This window comes from Salicola sp. Rm-C-2C1-2, from assembly GCF_040196175.1.
Classification (GTDB): Bacteria; Pseudomonadota; Gammaproteobacteria; order Pseudomonadales; family Oleiphilaceae; genus Halospina.
The window spans coordinates 1-18,017 of sequence record NZ_JBEFNF010000009.1 but is presented as its reverse complement, the minus strand read 5'-3'; the positions used below and the strand labels follow the sequence as shown (position 1 = coordinate 18,017).

General features: G+C 60.6%; 21 protein-coding genes and 1 riboswitch. Of the genes, 10 read left to right on the top strand and 11 right to left on the bottom strand.

What is annotated here, in order from left to right; all coding sequences use genetic code 11:
- Positions 1 to 49 precede the first annotated feature (49 nt).
- Complete coding sequence (locus tag AAF659_RS13455) at positions 50 to 2,287, top strand: NADP-dependent isocitrate dehydrogenase (protein WP_349752295.1); 2,238 nt, start codon at positions 50 to 52, stop codon at positions 2,285 to 2,287.
- A gap of 170 nt (positions 2,288 to 2,457) precedes the next feature.
- A complete protein-coding gene (locus tag AAF659_RS13450; protein ID WP_349752294.1) occupies positions 2,458 to 3,507 on the top strand; it encodes a proline racemase family protein in 1,050 nt (349 codons plus the stop codon).
- Between the two features lie 12 nt (positions 3,508 to 3,519).
- On the opposite strand, the gene AAF659_RS13445 is transcribed toward AAF659_RS13450, so the two are convergent.
- Together AAF659_RS13445 and AAF659_RS13440 are read right to left on the bottom strand one after the other, a co-directional pair.
- Entirely contained in the window at positions 3,520 to 4,164 is a 645-nt protein-coding gene (locus tag AAF659_RS13445) for a class II aldolase/adducin family protein (protein ID WP_349752293.1), read from the bottom strand.
- A 138-nt stretch (positions 4,165 to 4,302) separates the two neighbouring features.
- The gene (locus AAF659_RS13440) at positions 4,303 to 4,740 is read right to left on the bottom strand and encodes a hypothetical protein (protein ID WP_349752292.1); all 438 of its coding nucleotides are present in this window, start codon (positions 4,738 to 4,740) and stop codon (positions 4,303 to 4,305) included.
- A 98-nt stretch (positions 4,741 to 4,838) separates the two neighbouring features.
- A riboswitch (adenosylcobalamin (AdoCbl) riboswitch) is annotated at positions 4,839 to 4,981 on the bottom strand.
- 119 nt (positions 4,982 to 5,100) lie between these two features.
- Here AAF659_RS13440 and bamE point away from each other — a divergent pair.
- Positions 5,101 to 5,412, top strand: a complete 312-nt coding sequence (gene bamE / locus AAF659_RS13435; protein ID WP_349752291.1) for an outer membrane protein assembly factor BamE domain-containing protein — start codon at positions 5,101 to 5,103, stop codon at positions 5,410 to 5,412.
- Between the two features lie 31 nt (positions 5,413 to 5,443).
- On the opposite strand, the gene AAF659_RS13430 is transcribed toward bamE, so the two are convergent.
- Complete coding sequence (locus tag AAF659_RS13430; RefSeq protein WP_349752290.1) at positions 5,444 to 6,124, bottom strand: type 1 glutamine amidotransferase domain-containing protein; 681 nt, start codon at positions 6,122 to 6,124, stop codon at positions 5,444 to 5,446.
- A 234-nt stretch (positions 6,125 to 6,358) separates the two neighbouring features.
- Between AAF659_RS13430 and AAF659_RS13425 the strand changes: the two genes are divergently transcribed.
- Positions 6,359 to 7,756, top strand: coding sequence for a rhomboid family intramembrane serine protease (locus tag AAF659_RS13425; protein ID WP_349752289.1), 1,398 nt, complete (start codon positions 6,359 to 6,361; stop codon positions 7,754 to 7,756).
- 24 nt (positions 7,757 to 7,780) lie between these two features.
- Here AAF659_RS13425 and AAF659_RS13420 read toward each other — a convergent pair whose 3' ends face one another.
- From AAF659_RS13420 to AAF659_RS13410, 3 genes are all read right to left on the bottom strand, one after another.
- Entirely contained in the window at positions 7,781 to 9,061 is a 1,281-nt protein-coding gene (locus AAF659_RS13420) for a DUF4013 domain-containing protein (RefSeq protein ID WP_349752288.1), read from the bottom strand.
- Positions 9,062 to 9,310: 249 nt separating this feature from the next.
- Positions 9,311 to 10,306, bottom strand: a complete 996-nt coding sequence (locus AAF659_RS13415) for a hypothetical protein (RefSeq protein WP_349752287.1) — start codon at positions 10,304 to 10,306, stop codon at positions 9,311 to 9,313.
- 80 nt (positions 10,307 to 10,386) lie between these two features.
- Positions 10,387 to 11,052, bottom strand: a complete 666-nt coding sequence (locus tag AAF659_RS13410) for a GNAT family N-acetyltransferase (protein WP_349752286.1) — start codon at positions 11,050 to 11,052, stop codon at positions 10,387 to 10,389.
- Positions 11,053 to 11,181: 129 nt separating this feature from the next.
- On the opposite strand from AAF659_RS13410, the gene cysZ reads away from it, so the two are divergent.
- Positions 11,182 to 11,940 (top strand): sulfate transporter CysZ, encoded by a 759-nt coding sequence (gene cysZ, locus AAF659_RS13405; RefSeq protein WP_349752285.1) that lies wholly within the window; start codon positions 11,182 to 11,184, stop codon positions 11,938 to 11,940.
- 2 nt (positions 11,941 to 11,942) lie between these two features.
- On the top strand, positions 11,943 to 12,452 hold the full coding sequence (locus AAF659_RS13400) for a retropepsin-like aspartic protease family protein (RefSeq protein WP_349752284.1): 510 nt from the start codon (positions 11,943 to 11,945) through the stop codon (positions 12,450 to 12,452).
- A gap of 4 nt (positions 12,453 to 12,456) precedes the next feature.
- Here AAF659_RS13400 and AAF659_RS13395 read toward each other — a convergent pair whose 3' ends face one another.
- From AAF659_RS13395 to AAF659_RS13385, 3 genes are read right to left on the bottom strand one after another with little or no spacing between them, the layout of a single operon-like run.
- A complete protein-coding gene (locus tag AAF659_RS13395) occupies positions 12,457 to 13,326 on the bottom strand; it encodes an alpha/beta fold hydrolase (protein WP_349752283.1) in 870 nt (289 codons plus the stop codon).
- A 24-nt stretch (positions 13,327 to 13,350) separates the two neighbouring features.
- Positions 13,351 to 14,043: a hypothetical protein gene (locus AAF659_RS13390; protein ID WP_349752282.1), complete on the bottom strand. Its 693-nt coding sequence runs from the start codon at positions 14,041 to 14,043 to the stop codon at positions 13,351 to 13,353.
- A 12-nt stretch (positions 14,044 to 14,055) separates the two neighbouring features.
- Positions 14,056 to 14,685, bottom strand: coding sequence for a SatD family protein (locus tag AAF659_RS13385; RefSeq protein WP_349752281.1), 630 nt, complete (start codon positions 14,683 to 14,685; stop codon positions 14,056 to 14,058).
- 117 nt (positions 14,686 to 14,802) lie between these two features.
- Between AAF659_RS13385 and AAF659_RS13380 the strand changes: the two genes are divergently transcribed.
- Positions 14,803 to 15,582 (top strand): PhzF family phenazine biosynthesis protein, encoded by a 780-nt coding sequence (locus tag AAF659_RS13380; RefSeq protein ID WP_349752280.1) that lies wholly within the window; start codon positions 14,803 to 14,805, stop codon positions 15,580 to 15,582.
- Here the strand turns inward: AAF659_RS13380 and AAF659_RS13375 are convergent.
- On the bottom strand, positions 15,575 to 16,144 hold the full coding sequence (locus AAF659_RS13375) for a cyclin-dependent kinase inhibitor 3 family protein (RefSeq protein WP_349752279.1): 570 nt from the start codon (positions 16,142 to 16,144) through the stop codon (positions 15,575 to 15,577). The genes AAF659_RS13380 and AAF659_RS13375 overlap by 8 nt on opposite strands.
- Before the next feature lie 55 nt (positions 16,145 to 16,199).
- Between AAF659_RS13375 and AAF659_RS13370 the strand changes: the two genes are divergently transcribed.
- Genes AAF659_RS13370 through AAF659_RS15145 form a run of 3 tightly spaced genes read left to right on the top strand, consistent with a single transcriptional unit; the run spans position 16,200 to position 17,215 of the window.
- Positions 16,200 to 16,523 (top strand): antibiotic biosynthesis monooxygenase family protein, encoded by a 324-nt coding sequence (locus tag AAF659_RS13370; protein WP_349752278.1) that lies wholly within the window; start codon positions 16,200 to 16,202, stop codon positions 16,521 to 16,523.
- A 60-nt stretch (positions 16,524 to 16,583) separates the two neighbouring features.
- Positions 16,584 to 17,078, top strand: coding sequence for an NlpC/P60 family protein (locus AAF659_RS13365; RefSeq protein WP_349752277.1), 495 nt, complete (start codon positions 16,584 to 16,586; stop codon positions 17,076 to 17,078).
- Entirely contained in the window at positions 17,075 to 17,215 is a 141-nt protein-coding gene (locus tag AAF659_RS15145) for a hypothetical protein (RefSeq protein WP_502949215.1), read from the top strand. The genes AAF659_RS13365 and AAF659_RS15145 overlap by 4 nt, the downstream gene beginning before the upstream one ends.
- A gap of 3 nt (positions 17,216 to 17,218) precedes the next feature.
- Here AAF659_RS15145 and AAF659_RS13360 read toward each other — a convergent pair whose 3' ends face one another.
- Positions 17,219 to 17,923, bottom strand: coding sequence for a Crp/Fnr family transcriptional regulator (locus AAF659_RS13360; protein ID WP_349752407.1), 705 nt, complete (start codon positions 17,921 to 17,923; stop codon positions 17,219 to 17,221).
- Positions 17,924 to 18,017 lie beyond the last annotated feature (94 nt).

Genomic DNA, 18,017 nt, shown 5'->3' with positions numbered 1-18,017 from the left:
GGAGTCCCGCGAATCCCTCCCGTCACAACACTGAAGGACAGAGGCACTCATGACAGACAAACAGCCAACCATCACCTATACCGAGACCGACGAAGCCCCGGCACTGGCGACCTACTCGTTCCTGCCCATTGTCAGGGCTTTCGTCTCCCCGGCAGGCATCAAGGTTGAATCGGCAGACATCTCGCTCGCTTCCCGCATCCTCGCCCAGTTCCCGGACTACCTTCCCAAAGACAAGCAGGAACCCGATTACCTGGAACAGCTCGGCGAACTCACCCAGGATCCCGATGCCAACATCATCAAGACGCCCAACATCAGTGCCTCCGTTCCGCAGCTGCGGGCGGCGATAAAGGAGCTTCAGGAGAAGGGCTATGCGCTTCCTGAGTACCCCGAGAATCCGCAGACCGAGGATGAAAAGGCGCTCAAGGATCGTTACGCAAAGGTCCTGGGCAGTAACGTGAACCCGGTTCTACGCCAGGGCAACTCGGATCGGCGTGCGTCGAAGGCGGTGAAGGAGTTCGCCAAGAAGCATCCTCACCGCATGGGTAAGTGGAGTCAGGCATCACGCACCCATGTGGCGCACATGCGCAAGGGCGACTTCTACCACAGTGAGAAGTCCACCGCCATGGACAAGGCCGGCAGTGTGCGCATCCAGCTGGAAGGCAAGGAAAGCGGCAATACCACCGTGCTCAAGGAAGGCGTGCCGGTACTGGAAGGCGAAGTCATCGACGGCATGTTCATGAGCGTGAACCATCTGCGCCAGTTTCTTGAGGAAGAGATTGAGGGCGCACGCCGCGCCGGTCTGCTGTTCTCACTGCACGTTAAGGCGACCATGATGAAGGTCTCGCACCCCATCGTGTTCGGCCACGCGGTGACCGTTTACTTCAAGGACGTGTTCGAAAAGCACAAAGAACTGTTCGAACGCATCGGGGTGAACCCGAATAACGGTATGAGCCATCTTTATCAGAAGATTGCGGATCTGTCCTTTTCTGAGCGTTCAGAGATTGAGGAAGACATCCGGGATTGCTTCATCAATCGCCCGGAAATGGCCATGGTTGACTCCGATCGGGGCATCTCCAACCTGCACACGCCCAGTGATGTGATCGTGGACGCGTCCATGCCCGCCATGATCCGGGATGGTGGCAAGATGTGGGGCACCGATGGCAAGCTCAAGGATACCAAGGCGATCATCCCCGAGAGCACCTACGCCACCATCTATCAGGAAGTCATCAACTTCTGTAAACACCACGATGCCTTCGATCCGAGCACTATCGGCACCGTGCCCAACGTGGGTCTGATGGCGCAGCAGGCGGAGGAGTACGGCTCCCACGATAAGACCTTCGAGCTGCCGGAAGACGGTACCGTCCGCGTTCTGGATGACGACGGCAACACCATTTTCGAGCACGATGTGGAGAAGGGCGATATCTGGCGTATGTGCCAGACCAAGGACGAGCCGGTCCGCGACTGGGTTCGGCTGGCTGTGGAGCGCTCACGCAACAGTGGCATGCCGGCGGTGTTCTGGCTGGATCCGGAGCGTGCTCACGATGCTCAGCTCATCAACAAGGTTGAGCATTACCTGAAAGAGCACGACACCGAGGGGCTCGACATTCGCATCATGGGCTATGACCAGGCGATGCGCTGGACTCTGGAGCGGATGATCCGTGGCAAGCACACCATCTCCGTGACCGGCAACGTGCTGCGGGACTACCTCACGGACCTGTTCCCGATCATTGAGCTGGGAACCAGCGCCAAGATGCTGTCCGTAGTCCCGCTGCTCAAGGGCGGTGGCCTGTTCGAAACGGGCGCCGGTGGTTCCGCGCCGCGTCACGTGCAGCAGTTCCTGGAGGAGGATCACTTGCGGTGGGATTCCATGGGCGAGTTCATGGCCATGATGGTGTCGCTCGAGCACATGGGTAACAAGCAGGGCAACCCGCGTGCCGCCGTTCTATCGCAGACTCTGGACCAGGCAACTGCCCGGTTCCTGGAGGACGACCGTTCGCCTTCGCGCAAGGCCGGCGAGGTGGACAACCGGGGCAGCCATGTCTGGCTGGCACGCTATTGGGCTGAGGAGTTGGCGAATCAGGATCAGGACCAGGATCTGAAGGCACACTTCCAGAAGATGTCGAAGAAGCTGGAAGACAATGCGGATCAGATCCTTCAGGAGTTGATCGACATTCAGGGGCAGGCCGTGGACATTGAGGGCTACTATTACCCGGATTCCGGGAAAATCAAGAACGCGATGCGTCCGAGTCAGACCCTGAATGCCATCATCGACGAATTCGTGGACTGAGATGAGCGAGGTTTCCGTCCCCAAGTCCAGGGCGCGTTCCGGTTTTCCAGACTGCGCGAAGCGGAGGCATACTGCGTCAATCGCGGCAGTGATTACCTGGGCAAGATCGTAATCGTGCCGGACAGCCAGTGGGATCAACAGGGCGCCTGCGTCGCCATTGAGGCTAATCGATGAGCAATGACCTGACCCTGCGGCTCATGGATACCCATGCTGGCGGGGACGTAAGCCGGATCGTGACCGGCGGTGTCGCGCCTCTGCCCGGGGCCAGCGTGCGTGAGCAGATGGAATACCTGCAGGGGGACGGGGACGGACTGCGTAAGCTGCTGCTTTTTGAGCCCTACGGCATACCGGAGATGTCCGTGGATGTTCTTGTGCCACCCTCGGATTCACGGGCGGTAGCCGGCTACATCATCATGGAGGTGATGGGCTATCCCATCTATTCCGGTTCCAACACCATCTGTACCGCTACGGCCGTTCTGGAGCAGGGCATTGTGCCCAAGCAGGAAGGGCATCAAACCTTCCTGCTGGAGGCGCCGGCAGGGCTGGTGCAGATAGAGGCCAGGGTCGAGAATGACGTGGTTGAAGCCATTACCTGTGAAGGGCTGCCCAGCTACATCGACAGCTATCGACACAGTATCCATGTACCCTCACTGGGCAACGTGACCTACAGTGTGGCTTACAGTGGCGGTTTCTATGCATTGGTAGACGCCACCGAGCTGGGGTTTGACCTGACCCTGGACGAAGAGGATGAACTAGCTGATTGTGCCTATCGCATCGTCGAGGCCATCCAGGCGGAGCGTGGGTTCTCGCATTACGCCCTGGGCGATGTAGGGCCACTGCCGTTTCTGCATTTCATGGGGCCGGTGGAGCAGGTGGCAGACAGCTTCTACCGCTCGCGTTCCACGACCTATGTGCATCCCGGCGTCATCTGTCGCAGCACCACGGGCACGGGCACCTCCGCGCGTCTGGCGCTGTTGAATCATGAGGGGCGCATTCAGCCTGGTGATCGTCTAGAGACCGTGTCCCTGCGCGAGACCGGATTCATCGGCACCTTCACTGGCACCCACCATGAGGGCGTGCATCAGTTGGTGGCGAACACAATTACCGGCAAAGGGTTTGTGCTCGCCCGTTCGGACATTGTGGTTAACTGTAATGATCCCATGGTCGAATGCAGCGCGCTGCACCACATAGTGAACCACGAAGAGGCTGGTCAACGCTGAGCCGCTGGCCTTTCAGGTCTTAGTTGTCTGGGCGTTGCGGTGGTAGCCCTTGAAGCGGTCCTGCACCTCGGCCATCTGCGCATCATCCAGAAGCACTGGTTCGCCCAGCGGCAAAAGCTGGCCAAAGCAGCGCGCCAAATGCTCGACTTCCTGCGCCAGTTCCAGCGCCGCTTCCGGCGTGTCCGCCAGCGCCACCTGACCGTGGTTGGCCATCAGGCAGGCGTCGCGCTCCGCCAAGCCTGTTGCTACGTGCTGAGCCAGAGTCTCAGTGCCGAAGGTGGCGTAGGGGACACAGGGGATGTCGGTACCACCGGCAACCGCAACCATGTAGTGAAAAGGGGGGATGCAGCGGTGCAGGCAGGCCAGTGACAGAGCCCAGGGCGAGTGAACGTGGACTACCGCTCCGGCGTCCGGGCGCTGGTGGTAGATGGCAGCGTGAAACGAAGCTTCGCTTGAGGGCTTCAGCGAGCCACGGTAGCCGCCTTCCAGATCCGCTTCCACAACGTGGCGGGTTGTTATGTGATCGAAATGGCAGCCCGAAGCGGTGATCAGCATGCTGTCGCCACAGCGTGCGCTCAGGTTACCCGAGCGGCCCTGATTCAGGCCGGTGGTGTTCATTGCGCGGGCAGTTGCTACAAGCTGTTCATCCAAAGTCATAGTGCGCACTCTCCCTGATCGCCCGGCGGCGTTCAAGCCTTACCGGAATTTTTGCCGGCCCATCTGTCCCGTCCTTAAACCTGCGGGCCGCCTGCCACAGCAAAGCTCAACAGGGCCATCAAGGCCCTGTGACGCCTCTCATGCGCCCGGATGGCGCAGGAGGTCGTGCAGTACGAGTCCAGCATCAATGCCGTGGTCCCCGAACTCGATGCCGCCGTCCATATCCAAAAGTGTGCCGGCACGCTGACGACGCAGTAGTTCAAGCGCCCACTCTGGCGTGCGCAGATCGTCCTCTTCGCGCCGGAGTTCGTCCATCAGCATCTCGGCTTGTTCCGGCGGCAGCCATTGCAGAGCCGGGCGCTGTTGGGCACAGGCCAGCCGGTAGACGGCGGGCCCAGTGACTTTGTACCAGCGCACTGGTTCAATACGCACGCCCATGGCCTCCAGCAGGCGCTGGGCACTGCGGGTCAGGCGGCTTTGCAGGATGAGAGTGTCAAGGCCCTGCGTGGCATCCCCGGTCGGGATACCCTTGGTGTGAACGGGATTGGGATTGGATTGGATTTTAGCTTCCAACACGGGCTTCTCCTCGAGTCTTTACAGGGGGGTATTGGAGAAGCCAACGCGGAGTCGAAACGGAGGGTCGGGGCCCATGAGGATGGTGATACGACGCCCTTTCCGACCTTTCACCCTTGACGCGAAGGCTCCAGTCTCCGTTCCGCAGAGGTAATCGGGCTTAGTGGCAAAACCACCATACCGTTGCGCGACAGCCCCGGATTTTCACCGGTGTTCCCCTCGCTGCGGAACGCTACCAATGTAGGCGAGAGACCCCCTTGCAAGCAAGAGGCATGGGAATGAATAAACCGCAATCAGTCGTGACTTTCAGCGCGCACGGGCTCTGGGTAGGATGGGAGCGTCATCCGTAAACGGAGCAGAAAAATGAGTACAGGCAAACAGATCGCAGGCGTGCTTCTGGCGGGTGTGATGCTCGTCGCCGCCGGTTGCGCCAGTGTTGGAAAAGACTTCGCGACGCACAAAGTGGAAGAGATCACAGTGGGTGAAACAACCCGATCGGATATTGAAGCTATGTTCGGCGATCCGTGGCGTACCGGCTTGGAGGATGGCATGCGTACCTGGACCTACGCGAAGTATCGCTGGTCCGCCTTCCGGGAGGCGGAAACAACGGATCTGGTGGTGCGTTTCAAGGAGGACGGCACAGTCGACTCCTACGTCTATAACACCACTCAGTAACCCGGATCGGGCCCTGCCGAGCCCGTTGCTGTCACTGTTTCAGGGTGTTCAGCACGGCTTTGGCGGTTTCCTCGGAGGAGGCCGGGTTCTGACCGGTGACCAGCTTGCCGTCGCGAACCACGAACGAACCCCAGTCTTCCCCGCAGCGATAATCCGCACCATTGGCTTCCAGCATGTCCTCCACCAGGAAGGGTACGACCTGCGTGAGCCCAACCGCTTCCTCCTCGGTGTTGGTGAAGCCGGTGACTTCGTGGCCCCTGACCAGTGACTCACCATTGGCACCGTTAACGTGGCGGAAAACTCCGGGTGCGTGGCAGACGGCGCCGATGACTTTATCCCGCTTTGCAGCGTTTTCGATCAGGCTGATGCTATCGGCGTCTTCAGCCAGGTCCCAGAGGGGCCCGTGACCGCCGGGGTAGAAGACAGCATCGAACTCATCGATGGAGGTCCCGGATAGCTTCCGGGTGCCGGCAAGGGCCGCTTTCGCCTCTTCATCAGCCTCGAAGCGGCGTGTGGTTTCCGTCTGGGCATCGTCGGCAGCGCTGTTTGGATCCACGGGCGGCTGGCCGCCCGCTGGGCTTGCCAGCGTGATATCAGCGCCAGCGTCACGGAACACGTAATAGGGGGCTGTAAACTCCTCCAGCCAGAAACCGGTCTTGTGGCCGGTGTTGCCCATCTCGCTGTGCGATGTCAGGACCATCAGGATTTTCATGGGAGTGCCTCTGTCTGTTCGTGTGAGTAATTACACTGTCGTGATACGTTGACTCTGCCAGAGGGATCGGGGCTGGCGACAGGCGGCTAATGAGTTATGCTCTAACCGGACAAGGTCCGGAGGAAGCCGGACACAAAAAGGACGCCTGCCATGTTGATTATCCCACTCCATAAAGCTGTTTCGCGCCATAATTTCCCGCTCATAACGCTGCTACTTATTTTGTTGAATGGGGTCGTGTTTGCTGTCTTTCAAGGTGGCGAGAGCGAAGCCATGCGGGAGGCGGCCTCCCACTATCAGGAAAGTGGCCTGGAGGAGCGCGAGTGGGCCTGGCTGGAAGATTTCGTGCCGGGGTATGAGGTGGAATTCCGTAACCAGATGGAAAAACTCGACTCAGCAGCGCAAGAGGGAGTGGACGAGCAGCGCATTGCGCTTGCCCGGTCGCGCCTGGTGGCTTCCCACCCGGATTTCCTGTCCGCAATGCGCTCCGGCGAGATCATTGATCCGGACAGTGAGCGTTATACCCAATGGCAGTCCGACAGAAGCGAGTTTGAGCGGCTCATGGATCAGAGTTTCACGCGCCGGTACATGATGCACTATGACGATGTAGCGCCGATCACCTTGCTCAGTCACATCTTCCTTCATGGCGGCGTGGGGCATCTGGCGGGCAACATGCTGTTCCTGTTGCTGCTTGGAATCCTGGTAGAAGGCGCTCTGGGGCCAGTGTTGTTCCTCGCCTCCTATCTGGTGGCGGGGCTTGGCGGGTCGGCCCTGTCATTGGCGGTTCACTGGGGTACGCCGACTGGCATGCTGGGGGCGTCCGGCGCTATTGCCGGCCTGATCGGGCTGTTCACGGTTCTTTATGGGCGTCTAAGGGTCCGTTTCTTCTATTGGATCTGGGTTTACTTTGATTACGTGCGCGCGCCGGCCATCGTGCTGCTGCCGGTATGGCTGGGGTGGGAGCTGGTGCAGTTTGTGATAGCGGAGGGCAGCAACGTGGCCTATGAGGCTCATGCCGGTGGTATCGTCACCGGGGCATTGATCGCTGCTGGTGTGCGCGCGCTCGGTTGGCAGCGCAATGAGTTTCTGCAGGAGGAGTCCCAGCGCGAGAATGACCGCGAGATTCTGGAAGCGGCGCAGCAGGATCTTGCCGCCCTGAATGTGACCCGCGCCAAGTTCCGGCTCCGGCCTCTGCTTGAGCGTAACCCAGCGGATACCGCTGTTCTGGGGAGTTGGTATAACGCCTGCAAGGTACGGAAAGAGGACCCGGATCTGCATGATGCAGCCGGCCGCATCCTGGCTCTCCCCGGCGATACCGCGCAAGAACGTGCGCTGGTGATGGAGACCTTCGCCGATTACCGCCAGCGCGCCAATCCGAAACTATCGGCCAGCCAGGCCACAGATCTGTGCTGCCGCCTTCTGCGCTGGGAGGCATTGGAGGAAGGCCGCATGCTTTTGGACCGGTTGATGGGGCTGAAAAAGACGCCGGCGGAACTGCCCCGGGCGTGTCTGCTTGCCGCCCAGCAGCTGCGCCGCCAGGGCCGGAGCGAGGAGGCGAAGCCCTTTATGGAAGCCGTTCAGAGGCTGACCAGTGATCCGGCCATGATGCGTGCGTTGCGCCAGATCCAGGATTGACGCTTGTGTTCGCAGCGTGCCCGCTCAGCTGGCCGCGATGCGCTCCGCCCGCTCCGCCAGCTCATCCACACGGTCCCGCAGCTCGTGGTCCGGGAAGTGTTTCTGGAGCTGGCGCAGAATCTTCAACGCCTTCTGCTCATCGCCGCGCCCTTCGAACAGAGCCTTCGCGCCCAGATAATAGTTTTCCGGCAGGTGCGGGTGTTTCGGATTTTCTTTGCCGAAAGGGCTGGTAAGGCGGATAACCAGGTCATGATGCTCATACTGGTCAGCCAGGCGGGCAAGGTCGCGCACCTGTCTCGGATCCTCCGGCTGGAAACTGGTGTCCAGACGTAATGCCTCTTCCGCAATACTCATGGCCTTCTTGGGTTGCTCAAGTCCATAGAGCAGCGTTGAGATGTAGGCGCGGGAGTGGGCGAGCAGATCCTCTGTGCGCCCCTGGAGATGGAGCAGCTTGCGGTAGCGTTCGTGCTCTTGCGGCTGCAGGCCGCTCTGGCGGAATTCGCGTTGCAGCCGGTCAATGGCATCGCCCACGTTACCGTCAGCCACTAGTCCTTCCACTTCTTGCAGCAGTGGGGTGAGATCCGGGTTGGCGGCGCGCGCGCGGTCAGCAGCGGAGACTTCCTGCTCAACACCCAGGCTGTGGTGATGCTGGTACACGAGATAGCCCATGAGGTGGAAGGAGGCCACGAGAAAGTAGCCGCCAATCAGGAATACCCCAACCTGTCCGAGCAGGTTGGGGCCGAAAACACCAGCGACCATGGATTCCGCCATACCCTGGCTGATGGACAGCATCAACAGCAGCAACGAGGCGATGAAATAGGGCAAGCCCACCGAGCGCATGATGCTGACCCAGGTCCCGGGATTGAGCGCCGCCATCAGGCTGTTGCTCATGGCCAGAGTGATGATGGCCGCTGGTAGCGCCGCTACGATGAACAGGCTGGTGGTGGCCACCAGCACCATGGACCCGGTCGCGATGGCAATGCCGGTAACCGCGATCCCCAGAAGCACAAAGAGCCCGAACGTCTTGACCAGCACCCAGCTGTTACTCTTGCGCTGAATCTCTGGAGGTGTCATCCAGCCCCGGGCGGTAGCCTCCAGCACATCATAGGCGAATTTGTAGAGCACCACCCAGGCCACGATCACCAGGATGAGCCCGAGCAGCGGCACCAGCATCCCGATGGCGTAAAGCAGGGCCGCCAGCCCCAGCGTTGTCAGGCAGGCGGGTTTGAAGGGGTAGCCGAAAATCTGTGGCAGACGTTCCCACACCGGCGGAACGCGGCTGCTGTCCCTGGCAATTGAACTCATGGATCCTCCGTGGATGTTCTTGGTTTTGGGGCTATTCCTGGCCCGTAATGGGGGAAATGCGTCATTGTATTCTGGTTGAAAGATAGAATGCCCGAGGCCAGACGGCAAATTGATCAATGATCAGGAAAGTTCGACTTTTCGAGAGCGGCGTCGGGCCTCTCCTGCTGGGTATGCCTGAAGGTGTGGGGGAGGCGCTAGCAAATGATAGAAGAGGGAGATCCGGAGCCTGTCTGCTCCGGATTATAAGTGTTACAAGTTTCTGAGGATCTGGTGGACGAAATCCCGCTGATTGGGTTCTTTTTCACCGGTTGTGAAATCCAGCGAAGAGTCATCCGGTTTCAGCTTCAGCGTATCCCTGAACCTACAGTTAACGGTATCAAAGTCGCCAGCTGTCGACTTGAAATCCTCATCAGAACTGCAGAGGCGCTCCATCTGAGATACAACAATGCCGCAGTAGCCGGAAACACTGAGCTCCTTGAGCTTGCTGTCATCAACGGTGCTCCATTCAACTTTAGTGGTTACGTCGGAGCCGCATGCTTCAGCTGCTGAAGCATCCATGTCAGCAAGGCTGGATTTCTGAGCTTCTTTGTTGGCTTCACGGTCAAAGGCCGCGAGTTTTTCCTGTACTCCATCGTTCTTCTGCTGTTGAAAAGTACTCAGAAGCTCATCCGTTTCGAAGGATTCGCTTTCTTCCTTGCCGCGGGCAAGGTGATACTCATCGCCGTCGGGAATGTAAGCCGTGTAACGATCGGATCCCCAGTGGCGGCTCTTCAACAAGAGAGCTCTCGTTTCACCATCAATCTCGGCCTCGTAGGCGGTCCTGTCCTCCCCACGGCTGGTAATCTCGGTGCGGAATACCACGCCATCGATTTCATGCTCTGTACCGGTGATTCGGAGAAGGGCATAGTCACCGGATTTTTCCTCGACCAGGGTTGCCTTAAGGCTTCCCTCGCTCACGAAAACATCCGGGTATTGGCTCAGTTGAAGGCTGGCCGCACAAGAAACGGAAAACATGACCAGCGTGGTCAGAAACAGTCGTTTCAGCATTGCATCTAATCCTTTAGTTGATTGATTCCGAATTACGGTTCGCGGTGAGCGCGAACCCAGTGTCGTACCCCGACCGATAACGCCAGTGGTCGCAGCGTTATCGGGAAAGGCAATGTCATTGAGCGTCGAAAGCTCCAGGCGAACTGAAACGCTTGTTGGGGCGACTTGAGGACAGGAAGACTGAACTCCTTTCAGCACTTGAATGACATTTCCTTTGCCAAGGTAGGTGGAAATCTACTAGCAGGCGTGGTGCTGAGTCAAGCTGGCAGCTAGCTGAATCATTCGATGGCTTTTTCAAGAACTACAAACCACAAATCCCTCACCCTGGGTTCGCCGAAGCGCGGGGAATCGGGGAATGGGGCGGTCTCTCCGGTACGCTCGAACCCCAGTGATTCGTACCAGTACAGCAGCTCCGAGCGTTGGTGGAGGACGCGGATGCGCAGTGTGCGGCAGCCGAGGCGGGACCGGGCGGTCTGTTCCGCATCGGTGACCAGGCGCCTACCAAGCCCCTCGCGCTGATGCTCCGGCGCAACAGCCAGCATGCCCAGTTCGGCGGTACTGTCGTCCAGATAGTCGATCTGCTGAGTACCAACAAGGGTGTCGCCTTGCCAAGCCAGCCGGAACAGCGAGTCAGTCAGCAGCTCCCGGATCATGGCGGCATCGGTGCGCTGGCCGCCCAGAAGGTCGGCCTCCGTGGTCCAGCCCTGGCGGCTGATGTCGCCGCGGTAGGCGCTGTTCACGCGTTCGGCGATGGCCTCAGCGTCATCCGGGGTGGCATCGCGCAGTAGCGGTTCACTGGCACCGTTCAGAAGCTCATGGGCCCGTGAGAAATCCACGCCGCCGCTGAGTTCCCCGGGGTCATACCGGAAGCCGCAGCCGGAGCGGCGCATGGCCGGCTCGCGGATGGCACCCGGGCTGGGGCGTGTATCGTCCTCATCACTCATGGTCGCCTTTCTCTATCCGGTAATCCTGGTGTTATTATGGCCCGCCGGAGACGGGTTGCACAGGGCAGCGCTGTCTGGGCTGGCGTGGTAGGCTCCCGGGGAATGACTGGTTCTCCGGAGGAGTGCAACGTGCGAGGCAATCCATTCCGTGGCATGGGCTATCTGGGCGAGGGGTTCCGGCTGATCCGCCAGCCGGGACTGCGCCTGTTCGTGGTGCTGCCGCTGATCCTGAACATCATCGTGTTCGGCGTGCTCATCTGGTTGCTGGGTGAGGGCTACGCCATGATGGTGGACGCTGCCATGGGCTGGCTTCCGGACTGGGAGTGGCTCCAGGTTCTGGACTGGGTGTTCTGGATCCTCTATGGCCTGGTGATCCTTCTGCTGCTGGCCTATGGTTTTGTGATGGTGGCCAACCTCATCGGGTCGCCCTTCTACGGTTACCTCTCCGAACTGGTGGAGAAGGAAATCGCCGGGGAAACGCTGACACCGGACGACGGCTGGCTCCAGATCGTGAAGGACATTCCCCGTGCCCTGTATCGGGAGGTCCGGAAAATCGTCTACTACTTGCCCCGGGCACTAGTGCTGTTTGTGCTGGGGCTGATCCCGGTGGTGAACCTGCTGGCTGCGGTGCTCTGGTTCCTGTTCAACAGCTGGATGATGGTGTTGCAGTACGTGGATTACCCGGCGGACAACCACCGTGTTTCCTTCGATGGGCTGCGTAAGCGCGTGGCGACCCAGCGGCTGACGGCGCTGGGCTTCGGGATGCCGGTGGCGGTTCTGGCCATGGTGCCGCTGGTCAACCTGGTGCTGGTGCCGGCCGCCGTCTGTGGCGCCACGGTGTACTGGACCCGGGAGATGCGGGATGCGGACCAGAGAGGAGCCGCCTAGGTATGGCGAGCGAGACCCGTTACCTGCTGTATTTCGGCGGCTTCTGGCTGGTGCTTATCGGGGGTGCCACCTGGTTCTTTGGCGGTATTACCGAGAGTCAGCGGAACCCGAACCAGACTCCTGAAACGGAAATGGTCAACGGTGTCCAGTCCATTGAACTGGAGGCCAATCGGCAGGGTCACTATGTCGCGGGGGGCGGCATCAACGGCGCTGACGTTACCTTTATTCTGGATACGGGGGCCACTCGAGTGACGGTCTCGGATGCGATCGCCCAGCGGGCCGGCCTGGAACGCGAAAGCCGCGGGCGGGCCCGGACCGCCGCCGGCACTGTCACCGTCTGGAGCACCACGATCCCGGAGCTGCGCCTCGGTGATATGCGCTTCCGCAATGTTCCGGGCACGATCAGCCCGTCCATGGATGACGACATGGCGCTGCTGGGCATGAGCGCCCTGGGGCAGGTGGATTTCTCCCAGCAGGACGGCGTCCTGACGCTGCGGCGCGCCAGCCCCTGATGATTCAGGGCGCCAGGAAGCCGTTCAGATGCTCCGCCACCGCCTCTGGCTGCTCCTCCTGCAGGAAGTGCCCGGCGGCCACCTCGCGCACCGTGATGGACTCGAAACAGTCCTCGATGTGGTTCAGGTATTCCGGCAGGATCACGAGGTCCTGGTTGCCATAGATGTAGAGCCCGGGCATCGGCCAGACATGATCGGCGAGGGTGGCCCAGCGTTTGGCGTCGTCATGGAAGGTGCGGTAGTAGTTGGCACTGGTGTGGGGCGTGCCGGGTATCCGGAAGGTGCGTACGTATTCGTTGAAGGCCTCTTCCGGGAAGGGCTCGCGATTGGCCAGTTTCAGGAAAGTGCCCAGCCACTCTGTCTCCGCGCCCGGGATCATGGCCTCGGGGAGCCCTTTCGTCTGCATGAAGTGCTGATACCAGTACTGGGCACCGCCTGAGCCGCGAACCTTCTTGATCACCTCCTGGTTGCCGCGCAGGTTGTTGATGATGGCAATGTTCAGGATGACCATCCGCTGCACGCGCTCCGGCACCGCCAGGGCCATTTCCTGGGCCACCACGCCGCCCCAGTCGTGTCCCACCAACTGGAAGTGCTCGATGCCCAGCGCATCCATCACGGCGATCACGTCCTGAGCGAGGTTCTGCTTGCGGTAGTGCTCCGGGCCTTCCGTGCGCTCGCTGTCACCCAGACCGCGCAGGTCTGGGGCAATCACTCTCAGGCCGGGCTTCAGGTGGTCACTGACCGCCGCCCAGCACCAGGAGCTTTCCGGCCAGCCATGGATCATGACGACAGGTGTGCCGGCAGGGTCACCGCCTTCGCGCCAGGTGAAGCGGCCGCGTTCGGTATCGAGAGACTGGGCAGGGCTCAGGGGCATCTGGGGCCTCCGTAACGGTCTGGATCAGAGGAAATAGAGAATCGACTGGCCGATCACCACGGTGAACAGCAGCGAGGCCAGGGTCCCGATCAGGACGTATTCCGCGAATTCCCGCTCCTCCAGCTGGCGGAAGCGGGCGAAGCCTTTGGCGGCCAGGATGAGCGCGATCACGTTGTAGTTCTGGGCGAAGACCACCACCAGGTAGATGAGCCAGCGTTCTAGCATGCCGATCACGCGGCCGGCGTTGTACTCACGGTCGTCCACAGTGTCCGGCTCGCCGTGGCTGGAGGTGGTGGGCTCCATCTGGAAGCGGTGTAGCAGGGAACGGATGGCGAGGTTGGTCTCGTTCGCCACCAGCAGGAAGCCGAGCAGACCCAGCAGGGCTGGCCGCAGCACCGCCGGTGGATGTGCGGGCAGCAGCCAGGAGCCGGGCATCCCGTAATGGGCGGAAAGGAAGGCCACTACCGCTACCAGTGCACCGCCCGCCAGGCGCCCCTCGTTGAGTCGTTCCTTTGGCATCCAGGCCTCGGAAAGGGCAAGCGAGGCGATCACGGCTGGAATGAGGGCCAGGGTATGCAGCCCCGGTGTCAGCACGCCGATCAGCACCACCTGGACCAGTGCCAGGCCGGTCCATTCATGCGTGGGCAGGGGCCGGTCCCGGAAGGTGAACCAGAGACGGGTGAGCAGCCAGGCATTGAGGAACAGAAGAATGGCCATGGGAACTCCGTTTCAGTCGGTGCGCGCCAGGGCGTTGTTCATGCGCGCGGTCAGGGCCTGGGTCAGCTGGATGGCATGTTCAAGGCCGCCCTCACGAATGTTCTTGTACACACTCTGTTCTGTGATGTCGAGATGGTCGGCAATGGTCCCCGCCTCCCAGCCCTGCAACAGCAGCCGCAGGATGTCGAGCCGGTTGGGCCGCCATTTCCGGAGCTGGTGGTCCAGCAGGCCAAGGGCGCTCTCCTGCAGGCCATCGTCTTCCGGGAGGCCAGCCACAGCAAGTATCCGTCTGTCTTTTTTCATGCGTTCCAGCAGGTCACGTGCCTGGTAGAAGGCGGGGCCGTCCATGCCGATGGCCTGTTCCGGGTTGATCCGGGTGGTGATGGGCCCGATCCCGAGAGCCAAGCGCAGCCCGACTGGATGCAGTGCCCGCAGGATGGCGAGGATGTCCGGGAAGACCCGGTCCGCATCCTTGAATACGGCCTGGAATTCATCGCCGAGGGTGATGGTGTAGGGGGAGGCCAGGCCAGTCCTGTCCTTGTGGAGCGTGTGCAGCTCGGCTTCCAGCAGTGTCTGGACCTGCCCGCGGTTGGCCAGTTGTCGGGAGCCGATGACATCGGCGATCATCACCAGGTGGTTCATGGTGCCAGCTCCAGTGAGCGCGATCAAAGACTAAACTATATCAGGTTATATTTTCCATTTAAACCAAATTGGATTAAATGAACGTTTTAATCCAGAACGGTATTGGAGGGACGATCCATGCGTTACGCCATACACCAGATTGATGCCTTCACCGACCGCCTGTTTGGTGGCAACCCGGCCGCTGTGGTGCCCATGGACGAATGGCTCCCGGATGACACCCTTCAGGCCATTGCGGCGGAGAACAACCTGGCCGAGACGGCTTTCGTGATCCCCGGAGACACCTGCAAGCTGCGCTGGTTTACGCCCACGCTGGAGATGAACCTGTGCGGGCATGCAACCCTCGCGGCAGCCTATGTCCTGTTCCGCGAGCACATGCCCGAGTGTGAACGCATCGACTTCGAGACCCACAGCGGTAAGGTATCCGTCACCCGGTCCGGGGACGTGTTGAGTCTCGATTTCCCGGCGCGGGCCGGAGAGCAGGGCAGCGTGGCGACGGAACTGGCAGGAGCCCTGGGAACCCGTCCAGTGGACGTGCGGGAGAGCCGTGACCGGCTTGCGGTGTTCGAGGATGAGGCCACCGTGTGCAACCTGCGTCCGGACCTGGAGGCGATTACCAACCTGGATACCTTCGCCGTTATTGCAACGGCGCCGGGAACGGACGTTGACTTCGTGTCGCGCTTCTTCGCGCCTGGTGCCGGCGTGCCCGAGGACCCGGTAACGGGGTCAGCGCACTGCACGCTCATTCCCTACTGGGCGGAGCGGCTTGGCCGTCAGCATCTCAGCGCCCGGCAGGTCTCGGCACGCGGTGGTGACCTGGACTGCGAGTGGCTCGGCGAGCGTGTCCGCATTGGCGGGCGCTGCGTGGAGTACCTTCGGGGCAGCATTGAGGTCAGCTGACTTCCCGCCACGCAAGACCCTGAAGCCCGACAAGGCTGTGGACGTACTCGACCTGTTCCGCATTCTCCACCGTTCCCTGGCGTGCTCGGCGTACTGTGGCTATGGCGGATTCCGGGTCATGCCCGAACTCAAGCAGCAGGCGAGCCGCCACTGTTCCCGTACGCCCAAGCCCGGCACGGCAGTGAAGCAATACGTCCTCGCCCTGGCGCAGCCGCTCCCGGATAACCGGCCCGGCCTCGGCCCAGGCCAGCTCAAAGGCACTGCCGGGGGCGCTGAAGTCCAGGATGGGGGCGTGGAACCAATCGAACCCCCGCGCGGGCACGTTGGTGGCCATCTGGGGCACACCCAGCGTTCGGAGTTCGGGCTGTTGCACCAGTGTCACCATGGTGCGAGCCCCCCAGCGGCGGATCTGCTCCAGATCCCTTTCCAGGTCCCGCTGGCCGCCCATCAGCCCCCATCCGCGCAGGTAGCGGCCCGGGCAGTAGCTCATGCCGATGCGCCCCTCGCAATTCGGGGCGCGGACAACATCAATTGGCAGTGGTTCCAGCCAGGACAACGACATGACCCAATAATGGCCTTAGTCTGGGGGGATGTGAAGCGACATTACCGGAGGCACAATGAAATACCTGTTTGAGGTCCATATCCGCGAAGGCCACACGGCGGAGGAATACGCTGATGCCTGGGTGCGGGCCAGCGAGATCATCCAGCAGGCCGCCGGTGCCAGGGGAACAGCGCTGCACCGGAAGATGGACGATCCCAACGTGCTGCTTGCCATTGCCGAATGGGACAGCAAGGCAGATCGGGACGCCATGGAGGCTGCGCCGGATCCGAGGGTGGCCGAGATCATTCGAAGCGCGTCCCATCTGTGTGATATCCGCCCGCTCGGAGAGTTTGATGAACCGGAATGGGTGGTGATGCCTCCGGGGCAGGACGAATCGTAACTTGCCACCCTCGCGAACGAAGCTAGCCTATAGGTAAACGTCTAAGGAATACACGCGGCGATGATCCGACAACTTTGCTGCTGCTTGGCATTGATTACCTTGGTTGGCTGTGCCAGTACTGGTGGCTCCCTTCAGGAGTCAGTCTCCGTAACACCTCGTGAGAATGCGGTGGACCTGGCAGACCGACAGAGGGTCCGCAGCATCCTGTTGGATCAGTACGCGCAGTGGAAGGGCACCCCGCACCGGATGGGGGGTATGAGTCAGAGTGGCGTGGACTGCTCCGGGCTGGTTCACCGGACCTTCCTGGCCCGCCTCGGCCATGACATTCCGCGTACCACCAAGTACCAGGCCACTGTTGGCGAGCGGATCCGTCGTGACAGACTCCGTCCCGGTGACCTGGTTTTCTTCAGAACCGGCTACAAGACACGCCACGTGGGTATCTACACGGGTAACGCCCGGTTCCTGCATGCTTCTTCTTCCGAAGGAGTAACCACCTCGGCGCTGAGTGATCCCTACTGGACCTCCAATTACTGGCAGGCTCGGCGCGTGCGTTGAGCATTGGTGTTAGCGTCTACCCGGATGATGGGGTCGAGCTGGCGACCCTTGTGGGTAAAGCGGATCAGGCCATGTACGCTCAAAAAGAATCCTGTCGGTTGTGCCACGCCTCCTTAATGGACTCACTGATCAGGTAACGGTTAAACGCCGGAGGATGATTGCAGCCGATCGGTCTCCTCTTTGACCGTGGCGTAGCATTCGCAACAGGTCGCTTCCAGCGCTTCCCGGTCCAGTACCTTGATGCGGCCCCGAGAATACTCAATGATCCCCTGGTGCTGGAGTTTACCCGCAGCCTCAGTGACGCCCTCGCGCCTTACACCGAGCATATTGGCAATCAGTTCCTGGGTCATGGCCAGTTCGTTGGTTGGCAGGCGGTCCATGGACAGCAACAGCCATCGGCACAACTGCTGTTCAATGGTGTGGTGACGGTTGCACACCGCAGTCTGAGACATCTGCGTGATCAACGCCTGTGTGTAGCGGAGCATGATCATTCGCATATCCGGGGAATGGTGGAACTCGTGCTTCAGCTCTGTGGCGCTCAGGCGATAGGCGGATCCAGCACTCTGAACAACGGCACGGCTTGGCGTGCTCTCTCCGCCCATAAAAACAGCGATACCGACCAGCCCTTCATAGCCCACCACGGCGATTTCCGCCGAGGAGCCGTTAGCCATCACGTAGAGCAGAGAAATGATGCTGTCCGTGGGGAAGTAGGCGTAGTCCAGCTCCTGACCGGATTCATAGATCACATCGCCCAGCTTGAGTTCGATAGGCGAAAGGTGCGGGAAGATGCGTTGCTGGGCGTCAGGTGCTAGGGAACTTCTGAATAACCGGGCTTGAGCACCGATTCTGGGTTCCGAGCCGGAGATAGGCCGATTTCAGCGGTATATCCCCAGTCATTTTGTTCAACTTCTGTCCGATTTCCGCCTTTTTGGCGGCAAC